Raw genomic sequence first — 24,253 nt, 5'->3', positions numbered from 1 at the left:
TAAGTATACGAATTATAGCAGCAGAGTTTCTACATTACAATGCTGTTTCAACACTTATTTAAGTACTGATGCGAATTGTATTCGAGTAAATTTCAGGCTCTAAACTGTAAGAAACTAGAAGTCTTACTAATCTAGCTGGATCTTTCTTAATCTAATTGAAACTTAGACGTAAGGTTGAGCGTCTATATCCAGGTACACTTTTTCGAATGACACCAACTGGAGGAACTATAATGAATCGAGCAGATATGAAGAAAAATAAGAAACGTAGAAAATGGCCATGGGTCATTGCAGTAATCAGCCTAATAATCGGCGGTTTTGCATTGAATGTCTATTTTGACTTGACGTCAACGTTGAAAGCTATGTATAAACCGATTGACCGCGAATTATCTGAGAAGCGAGCAGAAGGAATTACTTTGGGTAACCAAGATCCGTTTTCAGTGCTTGTCTTGGGTGTTGATGAACGCGAAGGTGATAAAGGTCGCTCGGATACGATGATTGTAATGGCTGTTAATCCTAAGTTAAAAACGACGAAAATGGTCAGTATTCCAAGGGATACGTACACAGAGATCATTGGCCACGGGACCACAGATAAATTAAACCATGCGTATGCATTCGGTGGCATTCAGATGTCACTGGATTCGGTCGAGAATCTACTGGATATTCCCATTGATTATGTTATGGAAGTCAATATGGAAGGTTTCCAGACAATTGTAGATACCGTCGGCGGTATCAGTGTTAACAATCCTTTTGAATTTACACAGGATTCGATTCATTACGCTACTGGTGACATCACCTTGGACGGCAAAGAAGCACTATCCTATGTGCGGATGCGGAAAGGCGATCCTAACGGCGACTTCGGGCGTCAAGATCGACAGAAACAGGTAATTGAAGGAGTACTGCATGAAGGAACCTCCATAAAGAGTCTGTTAAAATACCGCAGTGTCTTCAATGCCCTGGGTGACAATGTAAAAACAAATATGACGTTCGATGAAATGGTAGACGTCCAAAAGAATTACCGTGACGCGGCTGGTAAAGTGGAGCAACTTCATTTTGAAAAAGGTGAAGGCAAGCGAATGAACGGCGGTATATGGTATTACATTATGGATGAAACAGAATTACAGGAAGTTACAGGTACCATGAAGCAACATTTGGAATTGAATTAAAGTAATCCGCGGAATGTTAAACTCCGCGGATTTTTTGATGTTGTTTGCTATGGGTTTCCACTTGCTGCTTTCGGGTGTACCCACTGTTTCACGGATTTACCCGCGATTTTCGAACATACCCTCGGATCCACCAATAATTCTCTCTATACCCGCACTTGCCCATTTCCACGGATGACATACTTTGTCGTTGTCAACGCCTTTAATCCCATCGGACCCCGTGCATGCAATTTCTGTGTGCTAATTCCAATCTCCGCGCCATAACCAAATTCAAAACCATCCGTAAATCGAGTCGAAGCATTATGATAGACTGCGGCGGCATCGACATAATTCAAGAAAATCGTAGCATGCTTTTCATCATTGGTGATAATCGCTTCGGAATGCTTTGTCCCGTATTTGGTAATATGAGTAATTGCTTCCTCCATACTCGTTACAATTTTGACACTAACTGTTAACCCGAGATATTCCGTTGACCAATCTGATTCGGATGCAGCTCGCACCTTTTCACATTCTCGAACAACAGTTTCATCTCCGTATATCTCCACATCGTTCTCCTGCAATTTTTCGATAAGTCCTTTTCCATACAACGTAAACCACTTGTCATGGATTAAGATTGTCTCAATGGCATTGCAAACGGATGGACGCTGAATCTTTGCATTCAATGCAATATTAGTAGCCATTTCTAGCTCTGCTGATTCGTCAATATAGATGTGGCAATTACCCGCCCCAGTTTGAATGACCGGAACTGTTGCTTCACGAATTACTGTTTCAATAAGTGTTTTGCCACCCCTTGGAATTAGAACGTCCAAGTATTCATTAAGCCGGAACAGTTCTTTTGCCGTCTCCCTGCTCGTATCTTCAATTAATTGGATAGATATTTTGGGAACATCACTTTTATCAAGAGCAGCATGAATTGACTTTATAAGAGCCAAGTTCGAATATTTCGCAGAAGAACTTCCGCGTAAAATGACGGCGTTCCCCGTTTTAAGGGCAAGCGTCGCCGCGTCAACAGTGACATTCGGTCTCGCTTCATAAATCATACCGATAACGCCAATTGGTACCCGCTTCACTTCAATAAGCAATGCATTGTCTTTTTCAATGGTCTCCACTGTCTCTCCAATCGGATCCTGTAATTCGATTAACAGATGGATGGCATTCGCCATGTCTTCTATTCGTTTTCCAGTGAGTAGGATGCGGTCAAGAATTGCGTCAGTAAAACCTTTCGCTTTTCCATCGTCCAAGTCTTTCTGATTTTCAGCAAGTATGGACGTTTGATCGGCCACTAATTGTTCGGCAATTAATGCCAGTGCTTTGTTCTTTTGGTCGGTTGTGATGTTCACCAACGAATAACTTACTTCTTTTGCAGCTTTCCCTTTTAAGTGTACTTCGCTCATGCTAAATCCCCTCATTTCATATTTGTGCCCAGCGGTCCCGGTGAATGACTTCAACAGCCGATGAAACTAGTTCACCTTCTTTTTCCTTGTTTCTGTCTTCAATCGCGTTTCTTAATTCACCAGAAGAATAACTTACTTCTCCTTTACCTAAAATCCCATTCACGCCAAATACTTCAACAACGTCACCTTTGTGAAAATCCCCGTTTACTTTAACAACACCTGCAGGTAATAAGCTTTTTCCGTTATATAAAATAGCCACTTCCGCCCCTTGATCAACGTGAAGTTCACCTGTCGATTCGGAATGCAACACGATCCATTGTCTGCTCGTATTAATCTTAGCGATAGCTGGATTGGAAATATAGGTGCCGTCGCCTCCCCCCTGTAAAATCGTTAGTAGTTTATTCGAACCTTCTCCCCTTCCGATGAAAACGGAAACACCTAGTGATGTTGCTGTTTTTGCAGCTAGTAGTTTTGATTTCATGCCACCTGTCCCCACTTTTGATCCCGTATCGGCAGCTCCTTTTAGTAAGTCATCTGTAATCTGTTCAAGATAATCAAGTCGTTTCGCTAATGGATATTTGCGTGGATTTGATTCATAAAGTCCATTAATATCCGTTAAAATAATAAGCTGGTCCGCATGGAGAAAGCCACTGACAAGTGCTGACAGCATATCATTGTCACCGAAAGTCAGTTCTTCAACAGAGACTGTGTCGTTTTCATTAATAATGGGCACGATTCCGCGTTCCAACAGTTCCGTCATAGTCGCAAATGCATTTCTATAGCGCTCACGATTCGAAAAATCGATTCGTGTCAATAAAATCTGAGCTGGCACGATTCCATGAACACTAAACTTTTCAATATAAGATTGCATTAACAAACCCTGGCCCACCGCCGAAGCCGCCTGTTTCCCTTTGATTGTTATTGGCCGCGATGAATAGCCTAACTTTGCAAACCCAGCCGCGACTGCACCAGAAGAAACAAGGATCACTTCATGCCCTGCTTTACGTAGTACGGCAAGCGCATCGATATGATCGTTGAATTTCGTTTGATCGATTTCACCTTTAACATTTGTTAAAGAACTGCTTCCTATTTTCACGACAATCCGTTGTTTTTTCATTCCAATACCCCATTCCTTCTTGTGGTGGAAAACAAAAAAAAGCCCACTCGTCCTGATATTAAGGACGAAAGGGCTTAGCTTCCGCGGTACCACCATAATTGGATGCATGCGAACACATCCCACTTATCCCCATAACGCCGAGGGGGGCGCCTATGTTTTACATAAGACTACGAAGGTAGGTTCTGCGATTGTCGTGACGGAATCTTCCAGCTGATAAATTCCGCTCTCTTTCACAACATGGATTCGCATAGTAATCCTTCATCACCGTTCAAGTTTTAGAAGATTTTAAACTATCATACAACACTTAACTGAATTGTCAAGCGTGTATGAGTGAACTACTTTTACTTCAGATATTATGAACGGACAATGAATATCGTCACTGCCCCTCTAAAGTAATGACAAATAGTAATACTCCCATATGTCGGTGCCTTTTCAGGTATTGAAGTTCATTTTATTATGAGCAAGATGGTGACGAGAACAACAGGTAGAATTGCGAATAGAACGAATTTCTTATACATTTTTTCGTTAGTTCAAGCTTAGAACGTTTTTCAACTATTTAGAGCACCCTATAGATTATCCATAACATTTAATCTTTTAAACCATTCAGCATAGTTTCTTAAAATTAAACCGGCTTGCGCTGCGCTAACCAATTCAAAAGTTCTGTCGAAGTCATTGGCTTAGCAAAATAATAGCCTTGGAAGATTAACGACTCCGACTCTTGGCTTAGAAATTGTACTTGCTCTTCAGTTTCTACACCTTCTAGTACAATATCTAAATTTAACGTTCGACCGATTGCGAGAATTGCCTTGAGAATAGATGAATCTTTCTCAGATTGTGGTACATCGTCAATAAATGACTTATCTATTTTCAAAGTCGAAATCGGCAATCTTTTCAAGTAAGACAAAGATGAAACTCCTGTTCCGAAATCATCCAATGCTACAGAAAAACCTTTTTCTCGAAACGTATCGAGGGCTTTCACCGCATCTTCAATCGAATTCACTACACTCGTTTCCGTAATTTCTAATTCTAAATTATACGGTTCCAACTTATACTTTTTCACCATTTCCGTTAATACATTAAGTAGGATTGGTGATGTAACATAATCCCCAGGAATATTAATTGAAACGGGGTGTACTTGGAAAGTCGTTTTTCCCCACTCTGCAATCTGTTTGCAAACTTGCTCGATTATCCAGTTCGTGACGTCTCCTATTCGTGTGCTTTGTTCAAGTAGTGGTATGAAAGTTACTGGAGATAGCATACCGTATTTCGGATGCTTCCAACGAATCAAAGCTTCAAACCCCGACAATTCATTAGTACTAGCCCTTACTTTCGGCTGATAAACCATGAATAATTGTCCTTCGTGCATCGCACCTTCTATACTCTCTAGGATTTCTTCTTCGAATGAATGAGAATGGATTGCATTATCAAAACGAATCACCTGGTAATCATAGCGTGTCGATGGATGCTCTAACACAGTAAGCGCTTCTGTATACAAACGCTTCGGATCCCGATGTTCTTCCGTAGTTGACATCGCGCAGACCGCTTCAATCTTAATTAATTTGCCATCGATTTCAGTCAGTGCTTTAAGTTGCTCTGCAACCTTATTCATGGTGCGTTCAAACTCAACGATTCCGTCCACCCCCTGAAGAAGAAAGACAAAACGCTTGCCCTGAAGCTGGTAAAGTTTCATAGAGGATGATGACCACTGAGAGAAAAAACGACCCAAATACTGAATAACTTTGTCTCCGAAAATATACCCTTGTTCAACATTGATTTTTTCAATGTCGGGGATATACCACATTGCAAGACTTCCATCATAAGAGGGACTGTTCAACATTTTCTCAAAGCTCCGCCTGTTTGGGATTCTCGTTAAGGACTCGAAATAGTTTACGCGGTAATCAATATACCGATCAATAAAACTCGATAATAGTAATAATAGCAGCAATAGACCCAAACCAATTGAAACTGTAATGTTAAGATAGTTCATATCCATTTGATGAATCTCATGCAGACTATCAATCTTGTCACGATGAATATAGTAAGTAGTCCCCATGAGTCCGGTATAATGCATGCTAGAAATTGCTAACCCCATAACGAGCGAAGTAACTGTTTTCAGGAGTTTATTTTTCAAAAGATGCTGAAGAGAAGAAAAAATGTAGATTGCGATAAAAGAAATACTAATTGCAATCGCCACAGATGCAGTAAAAATTGTGCGATCATATGTATAGATAGCATCTGATTCCATAGACGCCATCCCAATATAATGCATGGCAGAGATACCAATTCCCATTGCGACACCCGAAATCAAACTTAATCCAATCGTTTTTCGCGTGCGGTTGACTAAAGTAAACACTAAAAATGAACTTGCAATTGCTGGAATAATCGACAAAAATGTGAGCTCAGGTTTGTAAGTCATCGAAATGGGTAATAAATAGGCACCCATTCCAATAAAATGCATGGACCATATCCCGAACCCCAAAGCAACCGATGCTAATATGAGCCACAAATTTCGATGAAAAAAGCTATTCTCTTGCATTCGCTCATTCATTGATATCGCGGTATAGGAAGCAAAGCTCGCAATGATAACGGACAAAAGAATGATTGAAAAAGAGTATTCACCAACAACTACACTATATGATTCCATGGAAGGATGAGTAAACAAAATCGGTTCTCCTTTACAACTATTATAAGATAATTCTCTACTAATTATAGTTCTATATAATCATGTGTCAACCTGTTCCATTCTACCTTCAAGATTATTTCACAGCATTTCGAAAAAAGTTCCTATCTTCAGGTTAACTTTGGTTAATCAACACATGTTCAATCCGTAACAATAACATTCTGCAATCTAAGATATTACTATTTTGTTATTGTTGTAAAAAGTAGCAAACCCACCTTCTCTTCTTCCTATACCCAGTAAAAGCCCAATCGTCCTGGTATTAAGGACGAAAGGGCTTAACTTTCGCGGCGATAATTCCCTCTATGTTTTTGCATAAGATTACGAAGGCTAATGCAGGAGTTTGTGATGTTGGGATTCGCTAGCTGATAAATCCCATTCTCTTTCACACCTTATTGCCACATATTACTCCTTCTTCACCACTCAATTACCGATAGTTTCAAATAACCAAACAATACTAAATTTGATTTGTGAAGCATTGATTAATTCAAAGAATCTATTTTACCAACTGTTCCTTTTTTCCTTGCCCATGTGAAGATAATTGCAGCAATTAATGTGAAACCTAGGTAGCCCATCACTGGATAGACAGTACCAACAAGTGTGATGAATCCAATAAAACTCGCGCCGAACGCAGCTACACCAAAAATTGTAACGGCACCTTTAAAACGCACTGTTTCAGTTTTAACGATACGAGCTGAAAATGCGTATAACATTCCAACCGCTGTATTGTAAATCATCCCCAATAAGATAATGGACATAATTGCCCCCATTATAGGGCTAATATTATTTGCCAAAAACAGCATTGGCATCGGTACACTTGCAATCGCTTTTAACTGAGTCAGCATTGAGACATTGATAAGCAGGATGAGTAGTCCCAATCCAAGACCACCGATGATTCCACCCCATGCCGCAACCTTCTCATCCTTTACAGTGCCACCCATAACCGTGAGCATCGCGGCTCCAGCTGCCAAATTATAAGAGACATATAAAATTGCGCCCAGTAGCCAATGGGATGCACCTCTATTTTGAGTGACAACAGCGGCTGACAGATCAGCAGTTGCAAAGTCAAAATTTATTAATGAGTAAACTGTAATTACGATCACTATTAATAGTAAAAACGGAGTAAATGCTCCGATGAGTGTAATCACTTTTTGAACACTCAACGTTACCGTCAATATGGTTACAATCGCCATCAAAATACTTCCAATGAAACTAGGAATGCCAAATTGCTGTTCAAAAATTGCTCCAGCCCCTGAGAACATGACTACAGTTACCCCGAAAAGGAAAAATGTAATAATAACATCAACAAGTACCCCTAAATAACGACCACATATATGATAGATTACACGTTGATGAGACTTAGTTTGCAAACGACTTCCCAATTGTGTCAAGTTCATCCCTAAAAATGCAAATAAGACAGTTGCTACAAGTGTTCCAACGATACTAATTGGTCCAAAACTAGTGAAAAACTGTAAAATTTCCTGACCTGATGCAAATCCTGCTCCAACAATCACTCCGATAAAAGCTCCAGCGATTTGAAAACTTTTTCTCATAACTCATCCCCCGTTTTAGCCGCAGTGTCTCTTTATAGTCAAACTACTACAATAGATTTTATTTTCTGATTTCTCCAGTCAGAAAGGACGATTTAAGTCATCCTTCCCTACACCTATTCAGCCTTTCTCATCACACCTCATTCAGCTTTGAAGTGTAACTCGTCTACCGTGAATTTATTCATAGCTTTCAAGTTTGGTTCGTAACCTATTCCATATGCGGTTGGAACAGTAATATAGCCGTCCTCCACTACAACTTCTGGAGTAATAACGTCTTCCTCCCAGTAACGTGAGGATCCAGCAGTGTCCCCTGGTAATATGAAGTTTGGAAGTGTTGTGAGCGCTACATTATGCGCACGGCCGATTCCTGATTCCAGCATTCCGCCGCACCAAACAGGTATTTGACGTTCCATGCAATAATCATGAATTTTCTTCGCTTCAGTAAGACCTCCAACACGACCGATTTTAATGTTAATGATTTGCGTACTACCAAGCTCAATCGCTTTTCGTGTATCTTCAAGGGAGTGAATGCTTTCATCCAAACAGATTGGTGTTTTCAATTGTTTTTGTAATTTCGCATGGTCGATAATATCGTCTGAAGCAAGCGGCTGTTCAATCATCGTCAAGTTAAATTCATCCAGCTGTTTGAGAAGTTCAATGTCGTCCAATGTATAAGCCGAGTTGGCATCTGCCATAAGTGGCACATCCGGGAAATTCTTGCGCAACTCGCGGATTACATCAACGTCATAGCCCGGTTTGATTTTCACTTTAATACGCTTGTATCCCTCTTCCACAAAACCACGTACCGTTTCGACTAGATTAGCAATATTTTCATGGATCCCGATACTGATACCCACTTCAATTTTATCGCGTTCGCCACCAAGAGCCTTCGCCAATGTCAATTTGTTACGCTTAGCATAAAGATCCCAAATTGCGCCTTCCAAAGTGGATTTCGCCATATTATTTTTACGGATGGCAGCGAACAATTCACTTACTTCGTCGGGATGTCCGATTTCCCTTCCTAATACGATAGGTATCAGAAAATCACGGATCATATGTAAATTCGTTTCAAGTGTTTCTTCGCTGTACCAAGGCGAGTGAAATGCCACTGACTCCCCCCATCCCGTATTACCCAGCTCATCTTTCACTTCAAGTAACAGAAAATCTTTATCTTGGAACGTACCAAAACTAGTTGTGAACGGGTGCTTCATTCTCATTTTCATTTTTCGGATGTTGATTTCTTTTATAATCATTCGGATTCTCCTCTATTTTTTATTGTCAGTGGAATTGTGTTTCTTTTTACAAATTGATAATAATGAACGCCTTCTTCAGACCTATTCACTCCTACTAGCGCATAGCCAGAACCAAATAACGATTGAAAAACGGTCCTAATTTTCAATCGCCAGTCGAGCGCTAGTTCAGGTTCATTCTTTTTGATCGACTGAAATTGTTCTGGTACCGGAACTTCAACACCAACACTGTTTAACAGGACATTTTCCGAATCCACAACTAGTGTTGGATTTCCTTTATGGGATTTCTCAACTATAAATGGTCGATCATAGTCGGAAACTTGCGGTGTCCACTTGTCCTCGACCCTTTCGCTCGAAACCCACCATTCGACTTGAAGACGGTCTGATGGTAATCCTTTGTTCAAACCATCTTCCATTTCACCGTAACAATTCACTAAATAAGTATCGCAAATTGCGTACAGTTTCGACACATTTAAATAAGCATTGCGACTTTCCAATGGATCGAATGTCCAAGTAATCAAATTGTATCCCATTTCCTTGGCAATTTTACGCTGTTCATCCTTTAGCAACTTTCCGATTCCCATCAGTTGATAGTTCGGAAGAATGCCAAGCATATGTGAACATAAATACGGCTTACCATTGGTGAAACCCGGAAAACCATATGAAAAGCCAACGATTTCATCACCTAAGAAAGCGCCTAACAATAACCCGCCATTTTTCGCTGCCGTATAGGTTTGATGAGTCGGTATCGGTTCAAGGCCCCAGATTGCTCGTTCAAGCGATTGGACCAGGCGCATGTCTTCATTGGTTTCTAGTTTGCGAATGGATAGGTTGACGTCCATTTGGTTCACTTCCTTCTCTCTAACTGCCCGAATGAATGGATGACCGTTCGAACGAGTATTTCAATTCCGGTCAGTATACTATCATGATTGAATGTCATGTTGGGATGATGAAGGCCTGGCGATAAGTCGCAGCCAAGACCGAGCATTGTCGCTTTAACAGAAGGCCTTTTTAATGTGTAGTAATGGAAGTCTTCTCCGCCTGGTGTGACAATAGGCGGCACCAAAAATTGTTCCCCAACTGTTTCCCTTATCGCTTGTGCCATCATTTCGACAGCAGTGTCATCGACTTGGGCAGCTGCAATTTCCGCGATTATTTCATAATTAATGATAACATCAGACAGTTCTGCAACCGAACTAATCGCTTTATCAACTAAATTCATCAGTTTGTCCATAACCACGTTTGTTTGGGCGCGTAAATCCAGACTAAATACTGCACTTCCGGGAATGATGTTGGCTGACTCTCCACCCGCTTGGAACATCGTCATTTTTGCAGAATGCGGGACCATTGGGTCAACGTGGATGGAGTGGATTGCCTGTACGAGAAGTGCCATCACTTCTATGGCGTTTTGTCCAAGATGCGGTCTTGCTCCATGCGCATCTGTCCCCACGATTGTTCCTTTAATCATTTTTGCAGCACCATGCATAATGGCTGGGGATGCATAGCCATGACCGATTTCTTGAATCGGACGGAGATGGACACCATACAAATAGTCGATATCGTCAACGATCCCTTTTTCCACAAATGATAATGCGCCCGTCCCCTTTTCCTCAGCTGGTTGAAAAATCACTTTTAGTCGCCCGTTTTTCGGATACCTAAGCTTTTTCAAAACGAGTAAAGCGCCAATTGCAATCGTCATATGCGCATCATGTCCGCATGAATGGTTCGCTTGAAAGACCCCATCCACTTCCTGCCAGAGTGCATCGATATCTGTTCGAAGTCCAATACAAGGATCACCAGACCCCAGTGTTACTACAAGTCCCGTTGAATCGTCGAATGTCGTAACTTGAAATCCTTCATTCTCTAACAATTGTTGCAAATAATTTGTCGTCTCAAATTCCTGCCAACTAATTTCAGGATGTGAGTGTAAATGGTTAAAAACCTTTTCAACAATCGGCTTCATTTCTTGTAACACTGCTTTCATTTTCAATCAACTCCTTCAACAAATAAGAAATCGCTTGGTATCGATTGATACGTTTCACGTCTTTTTTCGAAACTGTCCTTCTCCTTCACGGACAATCCTGCAATAATCGCATTCATGAATGAAAATAGAGAAGCCGTTGCATCGAGCGTCGACTTGTTAGGCGAATAAATTGGAAATAACAAATCACTGAATGTATGAATCGGGGCTAACATTGAATCAGTAATTCCGATAATGAAAGCTTGTTGTCTATGTGCCAATTCCGCAATTTGAATTGTTTCTTTCAAGTATCGATGAAACGAAATGGCGATGACAACGGACTTATCGTTCATTTGACTGAGCGTTTGGATTACATCCTCCGTTTCTGGTCGTAACAGTCTGACATTTCCTTTCACTAAACCAAGCGTGTATGAGAGCCAATTAGCTGCAGTATACGAAGAGCGCAGGCCAAGAATATAAATGGTTTCTGCTTGAGAGAGCTGCTCGATTGCCTTTTCGTAGTCTTCTTCTTTAATTTGTTTCATCGTCTCTCCAATCGCTATTCGATCCCGCTCCATCACTTTTGTGAAAAAATGCGGTACCTGTTCAAGTTCCAGTTTAGATTTCTGATATGTTGTGAAGCTACTCTCTTGAAATAGCAATTGTTCACGGATGACCTTTTGTAGTTCCCCATAACCAGAGAGATGTAGGCTATAGCAAAAGCGAATGACTGTCGTTTCGCTGACACCGATTGTCGCCCCAATTTCTTGTGCCGTAGACATCGCAATATTTCTTGGGTTATCGATTATATAAGTCGCGACTTTTTTCTGGCTTTTTGACAATTGGTCGTAATACTCGTGAATCAGGTCCTTTAATTTCATCTTCACTCTTCCTTTTTGAAGTTATTCCGTCATTATCTTTACAAATGAAGTGCTGACTTCACAATTAATTATTTTATTACCTTAACATACTTGTTCGCGGAATACAATGTATTTTCTGATACTTATGCTTTCCTGGGAACCTTTAGCCTCTGTTTCAATTACTACTCGAAAATTATTTGCTCTATATGTTGAATTAATGAATCCCATTGAACCTGCTGTGACGCTCAATAAGGAGAGAGTTGTAATTCCGGATATTAGGTTGTAGAACGCTTGGCGCTCAGCGAAGGCGCGACTTCGTGGTAGCCGGAGCGATAAGACTAAGGAGGGATGCAGTTCAATCCCTCCCAAGCGGTCTTCTTTCTGGCTTATCGCGGGAGGCATGCACAAAGCGTCGAAGCGATATTGGCGGGAATTCTAATTAGTTCTAAGTATTGGGACTTTTTCAGTGGCCTCCCAAAAGCCTTTGTAATGCGCATACGCCGTATTCATTTGGTCAACATATATAGAGGGGTTATACATACGTTAAATATGGTAAAATAGCTATGCGAGGTGGTTATATAATGAATGAAAACGAAAAAATTCTTGGGGATGAACGTCGCCAATTAATCGTCGATACGTTACAGACGTCCGATAAACCTATTACAGGAAGAATACTCGGAGAAATGACAAATGTCAGCCGTCAGGTGATTGTTGGAGATATTACATTGCTGAAAGCAAAAAACGAACCTATTGTCGCAACAAGTCAGGGCTATATTTATATGCATGTGCAAGCGGCACCCAGGAGAATCGAAAAGACGATTGTTTGCAAACATACTCCGGACCAAACGATGGAGGAGTTGAACATTTTTGTCGATAACGGCGTTACAGTAAAGGACGTCAAAATTGAACATCCTGTCTATGGAGATCTTAGTGCGTCAATAATGGTTTCCAATCGGAATGAAGTAAAAGAATTCATCAAGCGAATCAAAGAGGCAGATGCTATTTATTTATCAAAGCTAACAGAAGGTGGTATTCATCTTCATACGGTATTGGCGGACGACGAAGAAAATATCAGAAAAGCGGAAGAAGCACTTAGAAAAGCTGATATTCTCGTCGAATGAAAAAATAAATCGGGAGTTTTATTTACAATCGGAGCAATTAGCATACAAACTTGAAAAGGTCGATTTCCCATACGAGAAATCGACCTTTTCAAGTTTACCAAAAAGTAATTGCCATCCATCTTCTCAAAATTGAATAGGGTATTCTTTTGATTCATTATCATCAACAAATTCTAAGTCCCTATATGACTTCATTCCATAATAATTTTAATGAAAAATTCATGTTCTTCATCTATACCTACGCAATATTGTTTATCAAGTGTTATTTTCATTGGAAAAATTTCAGATTTCTTTTCCGAGAACAGCCATCTTCTACCTATGCTAGTTAAAATAATAAAAACACCATTTTTATTTTCTTGCATAAAGTTTAAAGAAGAAGTAGTAATTGGATCATTATCACTATCAAAAATATTTATTTCTTTGAATTGCTCGCCAACCCTTGGTGAATCTTTTACAATTAAACCAATTTCACTGATATTCAAAATGTTATTTACTGCAAATGTCGATTCACTATTTGGATTTACATAGTATCGAGCTATGAGTTCTACTATATTTCCTGCTGGATCTTCAAAATAGCAAGCATGTGCAGGCCAAAATGCAAAATCAGCCTCGTCTTCTCCGTCTTCTAATAAAAGCGTTGTTTTTCCTTTTAACCATTCCTTCGCTTCTTGAAATTGATTGGGTGGAATATTGAATGCAAAATGATAATATGGTTCCCCTACTACATTTTCATTCGTGAATTCTAAAATGCTTGTTCCTACTTGAATTTGAAAACTTTTTGAACTTTCACCACAAAGAGGAAAACCTAAATATTGCGTATAAAATTCTTTCATTTTTTCTAATTTACCTGTTTGTAATGTCAGTATTTTTATTTCCATAAACAATATTCTCCTCATCAAGAAAATTTAATAGTTCATTTTTTAAATTCTATGTCACTTTTCCACTTATAATGCGTGTAAAATAATTGAATAGGCAAAGTAACTATTAATGCCAAAGTTAATACTATTTTTAGTGAATCAGAGATCTCGGAAATAAGTAGCATTATAATCAGAATAATACTAGGTGGAATCATCCATAAAGTCCTAATAAACTTTTTTCTATAATTCAATCTCCAATAAATTAAACCGCTATTACGACCATTTTTCAATGTAAATACCTCCGCATTATAAAACCACTAAGTAACATTAAGTAATAAAAGATTCTTTCTTCTGTTTTCGTCATAAAGTTAGTGCCATACATAAAAAGTTATCCCAGCTATTAAAGGTAATGAACCTGTATTAGCATCGATAAAGCATTCTCATAAATTCAAATCTACTTCCATTTGTCTCCTGCATAAATGTATCAACTTCATCAAACCCGATTTCCCTATATATTTTTATAGCTCTTTGATTGAAAGTTGCTACTGATAATGTTATTTTTTCTGGTCTGTATTTTGATTTAGCAAAATCCAAACCTGCTTGGACAAATCCCAAACCGTTGCCATTACCAGTTAAATCTGGCCTCATGCCTAACCCTATATCAATGGTGTTTTTAGCTACTTCATTAAAAGTAAAGAAGCCTATAGCATCATTGTCTTTAGTAACAAAGAAGTTTGAGTCACCCCGTTTTTGAGCTTCTAAGAACTCAACTAGATCTTCTTTATCTGCTACCATATCGTAAAAAGAATATTCCGCATTATAGTGCCAATTATATGCAATCTCTTCCGCTTGTTCTTGTGTCAAACTTTCAAACTTATATCCCACAATTATCCCCCTCAAAGACTTCCACACATTCCCTATTACAACTAACTGTCCGCAATAGATAAGCATTTCCTGTTATCCCTGCCTTTTTCCTGTTCCACACGAAACGTGCTAGTTATCTAGCAATCTGTGTTCCATCCCTTCAATCACTTTCTGTTGGTCAAGAATAATTTATAAGAGTCATAAACCTTTTTTATAATAAATAAGTGTCGTGCTGTCATTTATTTTCTTGGTTTCTCCTGTTTTTATAAAGCCCATCTTTTCATATAAATAACAATTACGTTTTTCTTCCGCTATAGTAGCCAACTCCCAACTAACCGCTTGAGGAAAAAGTCCCTCTATTTGTGATATTGCTTTCTGTGCAATTCCTTGCCCCTGGTATTTCGGTTGTATAAACATTGGGCTGATCCAAAATTCAGTTTCCTCTTTCCACCAGACACTAATAGCCCCAACAAGAATAGTATCCGATTTTATTTTATAAACTCCTCCTGACGTGTTGTTTATCCTTGTTATCATTCGCTCGATCGTTTCATTCGCTGGATTAGTATTGTAATCCTCATAAACTTCTAGTAATGGTAAAAATGCATTTACTTGTATATCAAAAAGAGATTGCGCATCAAATTCGTTTGCTTTTTCTAACGTAACTTCCATAACTGGTACCCCATTTCTACTAATAAAATCATTGTTATAGTGAATCAAAAGACAATATAGTCCTTCCAGTTCACAGTGAAATCTCCTACTACTAAAATCAATATTATCAATAGAAATAATCCAATTGGAATCATTAAGCTTATATAAGTTTCGCTCCATTTATACAGAGTTTTTCGCTTGCTTAAATACCTATCTATCATAAAGTAAATTAGAGCCGCGGGCAGACTAATCCAAAGTAATAATAATCCGAAAATCATATGAAAAAGTAACGATAGAAAACACTCTAACTTTACTGACTCATTTTTCGTGAATTTGGATGAAAGTAAGTCGCTTACTAGAAGAAGTAAACACCCCATATAGAAGAATGGCCGGAAAACTGTATAGAATATACCCTTGCGTTGTAACTAAAATCTTTCCCAAATATCGCCATAGTGAGTACACGTTACTTTCGTAGAAGTATGGTGTCACTAACGCTAATAATATTGCATAAATAGGAACTGTAATCGCCGCAGTTATTATTTTCCTCGGCAACTTTCTGCTAATAACTTCTTTAACGCTCAATCTTCCCACCCTAACTGATAAGCAATTCGATCAGGCATTTCGTTTAATCATTTCTTCTGTATAATCTACCAAAGTGCGATAAGATGAAGTTCCGTTTAGAAAGTGAGATGCCTCAATCACAGCCCCTAGCGAATTTAATTGAATTCTTTGTTTCGACATATTTAGTTCTTAATTTACTAATTTTCTAAAAAGATTTTTTCGGTAATCCCGTTCCATACTACCTTCAAAACCAGCTTCTCTTCTTGTTTCGTTGAAGGGCTATTAGAACTTAAACTTTTGTGTTGAAACTTACCTTTTTCGTTCAATGAAACATTGTTTGTACCAAAATTCAGCACTCCATTGGTGCTTGTTTCAACGAAATAATCAAAGGTTTTAACACTGTCTAACTCATTACCTTTATAAATAATCTGAATTTCATATTGTTCATCTCCGTCAGTTTGGGTCACGGTCACTTCTGCCCACCAATTTTCGCCTTCACCAATGAATGTCAATTCTTTTGTTTGCCATACACTAAAAAATACACTCATTGAAACTATGAGAATGAATAAAACTTTTTTCAACGCCTCCCCTTCCTTGCGAAACGATATAGTAAAATAAGAACTGCGATTGCAAACAAAGCAATTACGCAGATATATAATGGATTAAATATATCTGAGTTCTCCTTGTCAATAAGCGCTACATTGTTTCCACTGCTAGGATTCTTGTGACTCGTTTTTAGAAAATCAGCATAATAAGTTGCGATTTCTTCATTTTCATTATTTATTATGCCGTTAAGGACTTGAACCATACCATTTGGCCCTCCTACAGGTGTAAGAAATGTCGCAGAATCACTCTTTTCTAAAAACAGAAGAAACTCACCGCCTTCGTTCTGAAATCCCTCAGCCCAACCGACATCATACATGTCAATTCCAGCGATTATTTGTTTAGTAGCCTCTCCTTTATAAACATTTTCAACGGCAAACGTATATCCTTGAAAAATAAATTCACTGTCTATCGGCTTACTTGAAAAGTCGTAAGTTCCACTTATAACTACTTCAGCTTCGTCGCTAACTTCTTGCGGGTCCATCTCGATCCAACTTGTAGCAGAAACACTTACGCTTACTATCATCATTGATAAAAAGACAGTCATTACGAAAAGTCGATACACTAATCTTTTCATAAAGGCACCTTCCTTTTATTTATTTGACGCCTCTTGAGCAAGAAGGTTCATTATTAAGAATAATTTAATAACAATACAATGGAAATAAAAAAGCAATTCAAATTAAAGCAGTATAGCTTTAATATTTTTTTACAGGCTAATTAACCCCTAATAATTCCATGACTCATTCCAATCAGAACTTCTTTTCCGCTTTGATTATGATAAAAGGTAATCATGGCTATTGTCTTAAATTCAACTTCTGTTATCGTGAATTCACAAGTAATCGTGTCCCCTGACAGGGCGAAGGTAACCACTTAACATCTCTCTTGCAATATTAACTAAATCCCCGATACTCGCAGTAAAAGACCTTGTACATAAAGCTCTTTTTCATCTCATTCCATATGATATTTTCCCTTATCACCTATTACCTCTGAAAACTGTTGTGTTTCTTCCACATTAAACGTTTTTAATCACGTGAAAATAGCCCCAACTTTAAGCTTCATTATTCAATCGCTCCCACTATTAATCTGACTTCATTGAATAAAGAGTATCACTTTCAAGCTTGAATGAATAGTCACTCATTAACAATTACCTGTTAAACATTACTTACTTTTATCGAAAAAGTTATTCCATTTTAAAATTTCCTCAACTTTGGAAAAGGTGTTTAATCTTTAATATATAAAATAACCTTGTCTATGTAACTATCTATTTGTTTTCCGTAATTTACTTCTAAACATTCAAGGGTTAAAGGATTCTTACTAGCCTCTACCTGTTCCCTAAATGCAAATTCGGAGTCAACTTGACTTATTTGGCTAATTATCCGTATACGTTCCTTTAGCCTTATTTGAATCACCTTAAAACCATTCAGATAGTATTCCACATATTTATACCTAAAATAATGTTTCTTAAACAACCCTACTTTTTTAGTGATAAATAGCGTCCTCAAATAATTGGTACGATGAACTTTGTAATATCTAACTTCCCTTTCCGCTTTTACGATCAATAATTATTTCCCTTTTTATTCCTACTGTCTAATTGTTTTAAGGACAAGGGGAAGACAATAACCCTTACACGAGGAATTTAGTTTCATACTGTAATTAAGAATAGGAGGTGAAAAAAATGGGATATCATGAAAATAATCATTATGAGAAGAACTATTGTGAGAAGAAAAAGGATTCAAAAAGCATGGAAGCAAAATTAGAAGATATTTTGATACAACTTCAACAACAAAAGCAATGGCAATTCCAGTATCAAAATCAAAATCAATACCAAAATCAATTACAGTATCAAGATCAAGACCAGAAGCAAGCTCAAGTCGATACTGATACAAGTACCTTCGAAAATATCGGAAGTCCAACAATCACTATTACTAATAACGTAGATGTTGTTGCAGTCGCTGTTGCCGTCGCAGCATTATTACAAGGTCCATTAGGAGCAGGTCTTTCTTTTGATACAGTAAAAGAATTGAAGAATATGCTTCAAGCATAATAGTATTTGTTCCACCTATATATATTGAATAATTGAATAGCTATATAAGCTGAGGGAAGGCGTCTTACACGGGTAGCCTCCTAGCGAATTTAATAGAATTCTTTATTTCAACATATATGATTAAAATTTTCTGCCACAAATTACTGAACTAACGTCCGTGAATACGAATAGCTTTGTAAGGTCTGACTTCTCTTTCCGCTTCTAGCTATTAAAACCCAAGTTTCCTTTTAATTTTTAATTATTAGTTTTTCAGGGTCAAAGAAGAACAAAAAACTTACATGATGGATTTGATTTCATATTGTAATTAAGAATAGGAGGAGAAGAAATGGGAAATCATTCAAAAAAGTGTGATTGTTATCATTGTAATGAAAAGAATCATTATGATAAGTACGATTGTTGTGAGAAGAAAAAGGATTTAAGAAACATGGAAGCAAAATTAGATGATATTTTGATACAACTTCAACAACAAAATCAATGGCAATTCCAATATCAAAATCAATACCAGAAACAATTCCAGTATCAAGATCAAGATCAAAACCAGAAGCAAACTCAAGTTGATACTGATACAAGTACCTTCGAAAATATAGGAAGTCCAACAATCACTGTTACAAATAACGTTGATGTTGTTGCGGTCGCTGTTGCCGTCGCAGCATTATTACAGGGACCATTAGGTACAGGCATTTCTCTTGATGCCGTCAAAGAATTGAAGAATATACTTCAAGCATAATAGTAATCGATTCATCTAATTTGAATTTTCTCAGTAGCGGAGAATGCATAGTTATATTCTCTGCTACTGATTACATAACTAATGTGTACTTAACATATACAATTCCTCTTTGTCTTTTTGTTGTAATAACTCGATTTCTATTTGTTCATCCACTTAAATTTTTTTGCCATTCAATAAAACAACCAAGCTATCAGCGGACCAACGATAGACCCAATAATAGCGGAGAGCGTCATTGCAATGGAACTATAGGATGCTTCCTGCTCCCCGATTTCAATTGCTTTCGATGTCCCAAGAGCATGAGCTGCTGCTCCCAGTCCGATGCCACGACCGATTGCAGTATCGATACGATACCATTTCAAAAATGTTGGTCCTAGAATGATACCGGTAAATCCTGCAATCATGACAAAAGCGATTGTTAGCGAAGTTGCTCCACCCAATTCCGAAGCAATCTGTATAGCTATAGGTGTTGTAATCGATTTAGGTAATAATGACACAACGATTTCTTTTGAGAATCCTGCCATTTTTGCAAAAAGTACACCGCTTACCATACCAAAAAGAACGCCCGTCATTACACCGCCAAGTATGGGAAGCATATTCTGTTTGATTAACTCCCTTTGTTTATATAAAGGGATTGCCAATGATACAATCGCGGGTCCCAGCAACAGGTCAACCCACTTTCCACCGAGCATATAAGTTTCATATGGGACTTTGAAAAGAATGAGGATCAAAATAATGCCAACTGTTGTTGTTAGTATTGGTATGAAAAATGCTTTACGATATTTAAAGTATAACAAGTTCATAACAAGATAAACTGCAATCGTTACAATAACAAAGAGGATTGAATACATCATTACTTGCATGAAATTCCCTCCTTGTTAGCAGATTTCTTGGCAAGAAATTGACTTATATAACTAGAAATCCACATCGTCAAAAACGTGCTAATCATCGTGATTGGTATTAACAGAAATCCTTTTCCTGCAAAAACATGTCCGTAATTCATCACACCGACAGTCGCTGGGATAAAATATAATGGTAAATAAGATAAAAGGAAGAAAGAACCTGATTCAATCCATTCAAGCTGAAATACTTTCAATGAAAGGGCCGCCAACAATACTAAAAGTCCTATTATGCTTCCCGGAAGCGGCAAATGTAGAAAAACTTGAAGCCAGTTCCCCATCAAGACAAAACTGTACAAGACTATTATTTGAAGAACTATTTTTATGTATTTCATAGATAAATCCCGTCTCCTTTCGTATCAGTATAAAGATATATAAGTAAAATATCAAAGACGTAATGAAACTATTTCAAAAATAGAACGTATATTATCTATAACTACCACTCAAAAAACATAAGGAGGTTTTGTACATGTTTTCACCTTTTGGAGAAGCTATGTTTACGTTTGTTCCCATCTTTATCGGCGGAGTTGCAATTATCATTTTTGGTGGAATTATTTTCATTGCTGTGAAATCTATCGGTACGTGGAATTCAAATAATAACTCCCCTATACTGACAGTGCCAGCGGAAGTTGTTACAAAAAGAACCAAGACTTCCGGCGGATCAGGCGATTCATCGGCAAGTACTTGGTATTATGCTACATTTCAAGTAGACAGCGGAGATCGTATGGAATTAGCTGTAAACGGTTCCCAATATGGTATGTTGGCTGATGGCGATGTGGGAATGCTCACTTTCCAGGGGACTCGTTTTAGTGGATTTGAACGGGTAAATAATGGATAAATAATTTTTTACATAAGTTCAAGTATTGAATACGATGGATAAACCAAGAGATGGCATAGAAAAAACTGTAAGACTAGTCTGGCCAAGGGCAGAAGGCTTCCCCTAGTGCCCAAGCATATTTGAATGTAATCTTTACTTCAATTTATTTCTATATAAAAACCCCGAATCTAGACCCTTTTTCATAGGATCCAAGGTTCGGGGTTTATTGTAAAGAGGACTATTCGTCACTCTCTTTTGGTTTCTCTTTTCTAGGTAGCAGTTCGGGTGTCGAGTCGAGCTGATCAAGGAATGATCTCGATTTTAATCGAATCCCTACTTGCTCATCGTAAATTGTTCGGACGAGTTTTTTCATGAAGATTTTTGTCGTCTTCTTTAACGTCAAATTACCGACCCGATTAATTGGAACTGTATAAAAGGTTCGGATCAATTTCAATTGACTGGGTGAAATTCGAATCGCATGCTTATCTACATGGAAGCATCGATGACAAATGAAGCCGATTTGCATAAATGAAAAAGCAAATTCACCTTCTGTCGCTCCACAATTTGCACACTGATGAAGTATTGGATGGATACCAGCGATCGGCAACATTTTCCATTCAACAAATAATGCAATTGCTTCTGGATCATATTGTTCATTGATAGCGTGAAGCGCTTCATACAACAAGCTGTATATACCAGAAATTCGCTCATTATCCTCCGTTAACTTATCAATCAATTCAACAACATAACTTGCATAAGCTGTTGCTTCCAAGTCTTCACGAATATGCCGCATCGAATCAATGGGTTCGCCTTGTTCAAGCGTCCCCATTCCTCTACCCGTACGGATCAAGAATGAACCATGTGTGAAAGGCTGCGTCACAGCAGCTAGCCTGCTCGCCGGTTTCTTCGCTCCACGGGCCATTGCTGTCATCTTACCGCCTTCACGAGTAAACAGTGTCACAATTTTATTGGACTCACCGTACGGGATACCTCTTAGAATGATTCCTTCCCATTTGTTCAGCGAAGCAATCACCTCTTTGTCTAGCTTCAGGTGCCAGCTCCTCGGGGTCACAAGTCATTTTGCTGCGGAGGCTAAAAGACGCCTCCTCACACACTACTTTGTGCCTGTCGGAGCTATGCGGCACCTTACGCTTTTCTTTGTCTAGCTTCAGGTGCCAGCTCCTCGGGGTCACAAGTCATTTTGCTGCGGAGGCTAAAAGACGCCTCCTCACAAACTACCTTGTGCCTGTCGGAGCTATGCGGCACCTTATGCTTTTCTTTGTCTAGCTTCAGCGACCCAGACGCTCGGGTCATAAGTCATTCCAGCTATGCGGCAAAGTACGCCGCTCCGCCAGACTGTCTTATGCCTGTCGCGTCTTGGCGGGCCGCTTACGCTTTGGGCTCACACGAAGTGGGGCATGCATCCGTTGCCGCAGGACGCGGCGAACTTAGGATGCGTTCAATTCATTAATACTCGTCTTCCCTAAATCCGAATTCCTTCAGATGGCCGGGTTTATTACGCCAGTCTTTCTGCACTTTTACCCACAACTCAAGAAATACTTTCGAACCAAGTAGCATTTCGATGTCATGTCTAGCATTTGTTCCAATTTCTTTTAGCAATGCACCTCTTTTACCGATGACAATACCTTTTTGGGAATCACGGTCGACAACAATTGTCGCCATAACATTTACCATTTCCCGTCCTTCTTCGCGTTCAATCTTCTCAATTACAACCGCTATAGAGTGTGGAATCTCTTCTCTCGTTAAATGCAATACCTTTTCACGAACTAATTCAGAAATGATGAATCGTTCCGGGTGATCCGTTACTTGATCATCTGGATAGTATTTTGGTCCCTCTGGTAAATATTTTATCATCGTCTCGAGAAGGCGTTCAACATTATTTCCGTTGATCGCGGAAATTGGCACGATTTCAGCAAAGTCATATTCTGCTGTATACGAAGTAATGATTTTGAATAATTCATCCGGATGAACAAGATCAATTTTATTAATTATAAGGAATACCGGTGTCTTTGAATTCTCAAGAAGTTCCATGATGAAGCGGTCACCACGGCCAATCGGCTCATCTGCATTGACCATGAACATGACCACATCTACTTCTTTCAATGTGTTACGGGCCGTTTTCACCATGAAATCACCAAGTTTATGTTTTGGCTTATGAATCCCCGGTGTATCGATGAATATGATTTGAGATTTTTCTGTCGTGACAACACCTTGCACTTTATTTCGAGTTGTCTGTGGTTTGTCACTCATAATCGCAATCTTTTGTCCGACTACATGGTTAAGAAATGTCGATTTACCTACGTTTGGACGTCCAATAATCGAGATGAATCCCGATTTGAACCCCTTTTTATTGTTCTGCTGCATATGAAAGATCCTCCTTTGAAAATGCGCCTGGTAATAATTTTGCTACAGTTGTTTCTTCAATGTCCCCTTTTAGGTTCGTGAGGTAGACAGGTATCGAGCCATTACAAAACTCCGCAATTACTTGTCTGCATGCTCCACACGGGGAAACAGGTCCTTCTGTATCTGCAACTACTGCAAGCGCTTTGAAGCTACGTACGCCGTCGGAAACAGCTTTAAAAAATGCTGTTCGTTCTGCACAATTGGTCATGCTATAAGCGGAGTTTTCAATATTACAGCCGTGATAGATAGTCCCATCTTCGGCTAACAACGCCGCTCCAACTGGGAATTTTGAATACGGGACATACGCTTGCTCCCGTGCTTTTTTCGATTCAGCAATTAATTTTTCTACATCCATAAAGACACCTCTTTAATTTAGTTAAACCATTTCGGAATAAATAACATTAAACCGATTATTGCACTTCCAATCGCATACACTAAGACCGCGCCTGCTGCGAGGTCTTTCGCTTGTTTCGCGAGTATATGACGTTCAGTTGTTAGTAGATCGACGACACGTTCGACTGCAGAATTCATCAGCTCAAGCGCCAGCATTCCGCAAATCAGAATAATGACGATGAACCACTCTGTCCGCGAAAGACCCGTCATAAAACCCGCTACAATGACGAGGATTGCGGCCATCACATGCACTTTCGTATTCCGTTCCGCTCCTATGCCATAACAAATCCCATTCCATGCGTAGACAAAAGATTGAAGGAACTTCCGCATTGA

The 24,253-nt window shown here is 38.8% G+C and carries 24 protein-coding genes; 5 read left to right on the top strand and 19 right to left on the bottom strand.

Annotated features, from left to right (window positions below; translation table 11 throughout):
* The first annotated feature begins 230 nt into the window (after positions 1-230).
* Complete coding sequence (locus MKX62_RS17410; RefSeq protein ID WP_067208451.1) at positions 231-1,163, top strand: LCP family glycopolymer transferase; 933 nt, start codon at positions 231-233, stop codon at positions 1,161-1,163.
* 143 nt (positions 1,164-1,306) lie between these two features.
* Here the strand turns inward: MKX62_RS17410 and MKX62_RS17405 are convergent, their stop codons facing one another.
* From MKX62_RS17405 to MKX62_RS17370, 8 genes are all read right to left on the bottom strand, one after another.
* Complete coding sequence (locus MKX62_RS17405) at positions 1,307-2,554, bottom strand: glutamate-5-semialdehyde dehydrogenase (protein ID WP_340741960.1); 1,248 nt, start codon at positions 2,552-2,554, stop codon at positions 1,307-1,309.
* Positions 2,555-2,570: 16 nt separating this feature from the next.
* Positions 2,571-3,671 carry a glutamate 5-kinase gene (gene proB / locus MKX62_RS17400; RefSeq protein ID WP_340741959.1) on the bottom strand — a complete coding sequence of 367 codons (1,101 nt, stop codon included), beginning with the start codon at positions 3,669-3,671 and terminating at the stop codon, positions 2,571-2,573.
* A 622-nt stretch (positions 3,672-4,293) separates the two neighbouring features.
* Positions 4,294-6,333, bottom strand: coding sequence for a bifunctional diguanylate cyclase/phosphodiesterase (locus MKX62_RS17395; protein ID WP_340741958.1), 2,040 nt, complete (start codon positions 6,331-6,333; stop codon positions 4,294-4,296).
* Between the two features lie 497 nt (positions 6,334-6,830).
* Positions 6,831-7,901: a YkvI family membrane protein gene (locus MKX62_RS17390; protein ID WP_340741957.1), complete on the bottom strand. Its 1,071-nt coding sequence runs from the start codon at positions 7,899-7,901 to the stop codon at positions 6,831-6,833.
* A 137-nt stretch (positions 7,902-8,038) separates the two neighbouring features.
* A complete protein-coding gene (gene menC / locus MKX62_RS17385; protein ID WP_067208439.1) occupies positions 8,039-9,151 on the bottom strand; it encodes an o-succinylbenzoate synthase in 1,113 nt (370 codons plus the stop codon).
* A complete protein-coding gene (locus tag MKX62_RS17380) occupies positions 9,148-9,990 on the bottom strand; it encodes a GNAT family N-acetyltransferase (RefSeq protein WP_187047523.1) in 843 nt (280 codons plus the stop codon). Before MKX62_RS17380 ends, menC begins: the two co-directional genes overlap by 4 nt.
* A gap of 5 nt (positions 9,991-9,995) precedes the next feature.
* Complete coding sequence (locus tag MKX62_RS17375; protein ID WP_187047522.1) at positions 9,996-11,132, bottom strand: M20 peptidase aminoacylase family protein; 1,137 nt, start codon at positions 11,130-11,132, stop codon at positions 9,996-9,998.
* A gap of 2 nt (positions 11,133-11,134) precedes the next feature.
* Positions 11,135-11,989 (bottom strand): MurR/RpiR family transcriptional regulator, encoded by an 855-nt coding sequence (locus MKX62_RS17370; protein WP_340741956.1) that lies wholly within the window; start codon positions 11,987-11,989, stop codon positions 11,135-11,137.
* Positions 11,990-12,549: 560 nt separating this feature from the next.
* Between MKX62_RS17370 and MKX62_RS17365 the strand changes: the two genes are divergently transcribed.
* Entirely contained in the window at positions 12,550-13,089 is a 540-nt protein-coding gene (locus MKX62_RS17365) for a transcription repressor NadR (protein ID WP_187047520.1), read from the top strand.
* Between the two features lie 188 nt (positions 13,090-13,277).
* On the opposite strand, the gene MKX62_RS17360 is transcribed toward MKX62_RS17365, so the two are convergent.
* The 5 genes from MKX62_RS17360 to MKX62_RS17340 all read right to left on the bottom strand — a co-directional run bounded on the left by MKX62_RS17360 (position 13,278) and on the right by MKX62_RS17340 (position 17,196).
* Positions 13,278-13,964, bottom strand: coding sequence for a VOC family protein (locus MKX62_RS17360; protein WP_340741955.1), 687 nt, complete (start codon positions 13,962-13,964; stop codon positions 13,278-13,280).
* A gap of 399 nt (positions 13,965-14,363) precedes the next feature.
* Complete coding sequence (locus MKX62_RS17355; RefSeq protein ID WP_340741954.1) at positions 14,364-14,828, bottom strand: GNAT family N-acetyltransferase; 465 nt, start codon at positions 14,826-14,828, stop codon at positions 14,364-14,366.
* A gap of 177 nt (positions 14,829-15,005) precedes the next feature.
* Entirely contained in the window at positions 15,006-15,476 is a 471-nt protein-coding gene (locus MKX62_RS17350) for a GNAT family N-acetyltransferase (protein WP_340741953.1), read from the bottom strand.
* A 737-nt stretch (positions 15,477-16,213) separates the two neighbouring features.
* Entirely contained in the window at positions 16,214-16,597 is a 384-nt protein-coding gene (locus tag MKX62_RS17345) for a hypothetical protein (RefSeq protein ID WP_340741952.1), read from the bottom strand.
* A complete protein-coding gene (locus tag MKX62_RS17340; protein ID WP_338652642.1) occupies positions 16,594-17,196 on the bottom strand; it encodes a hypothetical protein in 603 nt (200 codons plus the stop codon). Before MKX62_RS17340 ends, MKX62_RS17345 begins: the two co-directional genes overlap by 4 nt.
* 1,098 nt (positions 17,197-18,294) lie before the next feature.
* Between MKX62_RS17340 and MKX62_RS17330 the strand changes: the two genes are divergently transcribed.
* Both MKX62_RS17330 and MKX62_RS17325 read left to right on the top strand, forming a co-directional pair.
* A complete protein-coding gene (locus tag MKX62_RS17330) occupies positions 18,295-18,663 on the top strand; it encodes a hypothetical protein (RefSeq protein WP_187047516.1) in 369 nt (122 codons plus the stop codon).
* Positions 18,664-18,988: 325 nt separating this feature from the next.
* Positions 18,989-19,390: a hypothetical protein gene (locus MKX62_RS17325; RefSeq protein ID WP_340741951.1), complete on the top strand. Its 402-nt coding sequence runs from the start codon at positions 18,989-18,991 to the stop codon at positions 19,388-19,390.
* A 170-nt stretch (positions 19,391-19,560) separates the two neighbouring features.
* Here MKX62_RS17325 and MKX62_RS17320 read toward each other — a convergent pair whose 3' ends face one another.
* Together MKX62_RS17320 and MKX62_RS17315 are read right to left on the bottom strand one after the other, a co-directional pair.
* The gene (locus MKX62_RS17320; RefSeq protein WP_187047514.1) at positions 19,561-20,250 is read right to left on the bottom strand and encodes an LrgB family protein; all 690 of its coding nucleotides are present in this window, start codon (positions 20,248-20,250) and stop codon (positions 19,561-19,563) included.
* Complete coding sequence (locus MKX62_RS17315) at positions 20,241-20,621, bottom strand: CidA/LrgA family holin-like protein (RefSeq protein WP_187047513.1); 381 nt, start codon at positions 20,619-20,621, stop codon at positions 20,241-20,243. The genes MKX62_RS17320 and MKX62_RS17315 overlap by 10 nt, the downstream gene beginning before the upstream one ends.
* A 134-nt stretch (positions 20,622-20,755) precedes the next feature.
* Here MKX62_RS17315 and MKX62_RS17310 point away from each other — a divergent pair, with 134 nt between their 5' ends.
* Complete coding sequence (locus tag MKX62_RS17310) at positions 20,756-21,124, top strand: DUF2500 domain-containing protein (protein WP_340741950.1); 369 nt, start codon at positions 20,756-20,758, stop codon at positions 21,122-21,124.
* A gap of 217 nt (positions 21,125-21,341) precedes the next feature.
* Here MKX62_RS17310 and recO read toward each other — a convergent pair whose 3' ends face one another.
* From recO to MKX62_RS17290, 4 genes are all read right to left on the bottom strand, one after another.
* Positions 21,342-22,124 carry a DNA repair protein RecO gene (recO, locus tag MKX62_RS17305; protein WP_067213913.1) on the bottom strand — a complete coding sequence of 261 codons (783 nt, stop codon included), beginning with the start codon at positions 22,122-22,124 and terminating at the stop codon, positions 21,342-21,344.
* A 446-nt stretch (positions 22,125-22,570) separates the two neighbouring features.
* Positions 22,571-23,488 carry a GTPase Era gene (gene era / locus MKX62_RS17300; protein ID WP_067208394.1) on the bottom strand — a complete coding sequence of 306 codons (918 nt, stop codon included), beginning with the start codon at positions 23,486-23,488 and terminating at the stop codon, positions 22,571-22,573.
* Positions 23,472-23,882 (bottom strand): cytidine deaminase, encoded by a 411-nt coding sequence (locus tag MKX62_RS17295; RefSeq protein ID WP_340741949.1) that lies wholly within the window; start codon positions 23,880-23,882, stop codon positions 23,472-23,474. Before MKX62_RS17295 ends, era begins: the two co-directional genes overlap by 17 nt.
* Before the next feature lie 17 nt (positions 23,883-23,899).
* Positions 23,900-24,250: a diacylglycerol kinase family protein gene (locus tag MKX62_RS17290; RefSeq protein WP_067208388.1), complete on the bottom strand. Its 351-nt coding sequence runs from the start codon at positions 24,248-24,250 to the stop codon at positions 23,900-23,902.
* Positions 24,251-24,253 lie beyond the last annotated feature (3 nt).

Origin of the sequence: Sporosarcina sp. FSL K6-5500 (assembly GCF_038005665.1) — a bacterium.
Classification (GTDB): domain Bacteria; phylum Bacillota; class Bacilli; order Bacillales_A; family Planococcaceae; genus Sporosarcina; species Sporosarcina psychrophila.
This window is presented reverse-complemented; position numbering and strand designations above follow the sequence as displayed.

Bases quoted from the DNA above. Each gene is read 5' to 3' on its own strand.
- MKX62_RS17410 (WP_067208451.1), top strand. From the start codon at position 231: ATGAATCGAGCAGATATGAAGAAAAATAAGAAACGTAGAAAATGGCCA.
- MKX62_RS17405 (WP_340741960.1), bottom strand. From the start codon at position 2,554: ATGAGCGAAGTACACTTAAAAGGGAAAGCTGCAAAAGAAGTAAGTTAT.
- proB (WP_340741959.1), bottom strand. From the start codon at position 3,671: ATGAAAAAACAACGGATTGTCGTGAAAATAGGAAGCAGTTCTTTAACA.
- MKX62_RS17390 (WP_340741957.1), bottom strand. From the start codon at position 7,901: ATGAGAAAAAGTTTTCAAATCGCTGGAGCTTTTATCGGAGTGATTGTT.
- menC (WP_067208439.1), bottom strand. From the start codon at position 9,151: ATGATTATAAAAGAAATCAACATCCGAAAAATGAAAATGAGAATGAAG.
- MKX62_RS17380 (WP_187047523.1), bottom strand. From the start codon at position 9,990: ATGGACGTCAACCTATCCATTCGCAAACTAGAAACCAATGAAGACATG.
- MKX62_RS17375 (WP_187047522.1), bottom strand. From the start codon at position 11,132: ATGAAAGCAGTGTTACAAGAAATGAAGCCGATTGTTGAAAAGGTTTTT.
- MKX62_RS17370 (WP_340741956.1), bottom strand. From the start codon at position 11,989: ATGAAATTAAAGGACCTGATTCACGAGTATTACGACCAATTGTCAAAA.
- MKX62_RS17365 (WP_187047520.1), top strand. From the start codon at position 12,550: ATGAATGAAAACGAAAAAATTCTTGGGGATGAACGTCGCCAATTAATC.
- MKX62_RS17360 (WP_340741955.1), bottom strand. From the start codon at position 13,964: ATGGAAATAAAAATACTGACATTACAAACAGGTAAATTAGAAAAAATG.
- MKX62_RS17350 (WP_340741953.1), bottom strand. From the start codon at position 15,476: ATGGAAGTTACGTTAGAAAAAGCAAACGAATTTGATGCGCAATCTCTT.
- MKX62_RS17340 (WP_338652642.1), bottom strand. From the start codon at position 17,196: ATGAAAAGATTAGTGTATCGACTTTTCGTAATGACTGTCTTTTTATCA.
- MKX62_RS17330 (WP_187047516.1), top strand. From the start codon at position 18,295: ATGGGATATCATGAAAATAATCATTATGAGAAGAACTATTGTGAGAAG.
- MKX62_RS17325 (WP_340741951.1), top strand. From the start codon at position 18,989: ATGGGAAATCATTCAAAAAAGTGTGATTGTTATCATTGTAATGAAAAG.
- MKX62_RS17320 (WP_187047514.1), bottom strand. From the start codon at position 20,250: ATGCAAGTAATGATGTATTCAATCCTCTTTGTTATTGTAACGATTGCA.
- MKX62_RS17315 (WP_187047513.1), bottom strand. From the start codon at position 20,621: ATGAAATACATAAAAATAGTTCTTCAAATAATAGTCTTGTACAGTTTT.
- MKX62_RS17310 (WP_340741950.1), top strand. From the start codon at position 20,756: ATGTTTTCACCTTTTGGAGAAGCTATGTTTACGTTTGTTCCCATCTTT.
- era (WP_067208394.1), bottom strand. From the start codon at position 23,488: ATGCAGCAGAACAATAAAAAGGGGTTCAAATCGGGATTCATCTCGATT.
- MKX62_RS17295 (WP_340741949.1), bottom strand. From the start codon at position 23,882: ATGGATGTAGAAAAATTAATTGCTGAATCGAAAAAAGCACGGGAGCAA.
- MKX62_RS17290 (WP_067208388.1), bottom strand. From the start codon at position 24,250: ATGCGGAAGTTCCTTCAATCTTTTGTCTACGCATGGAATGGGATTTGT.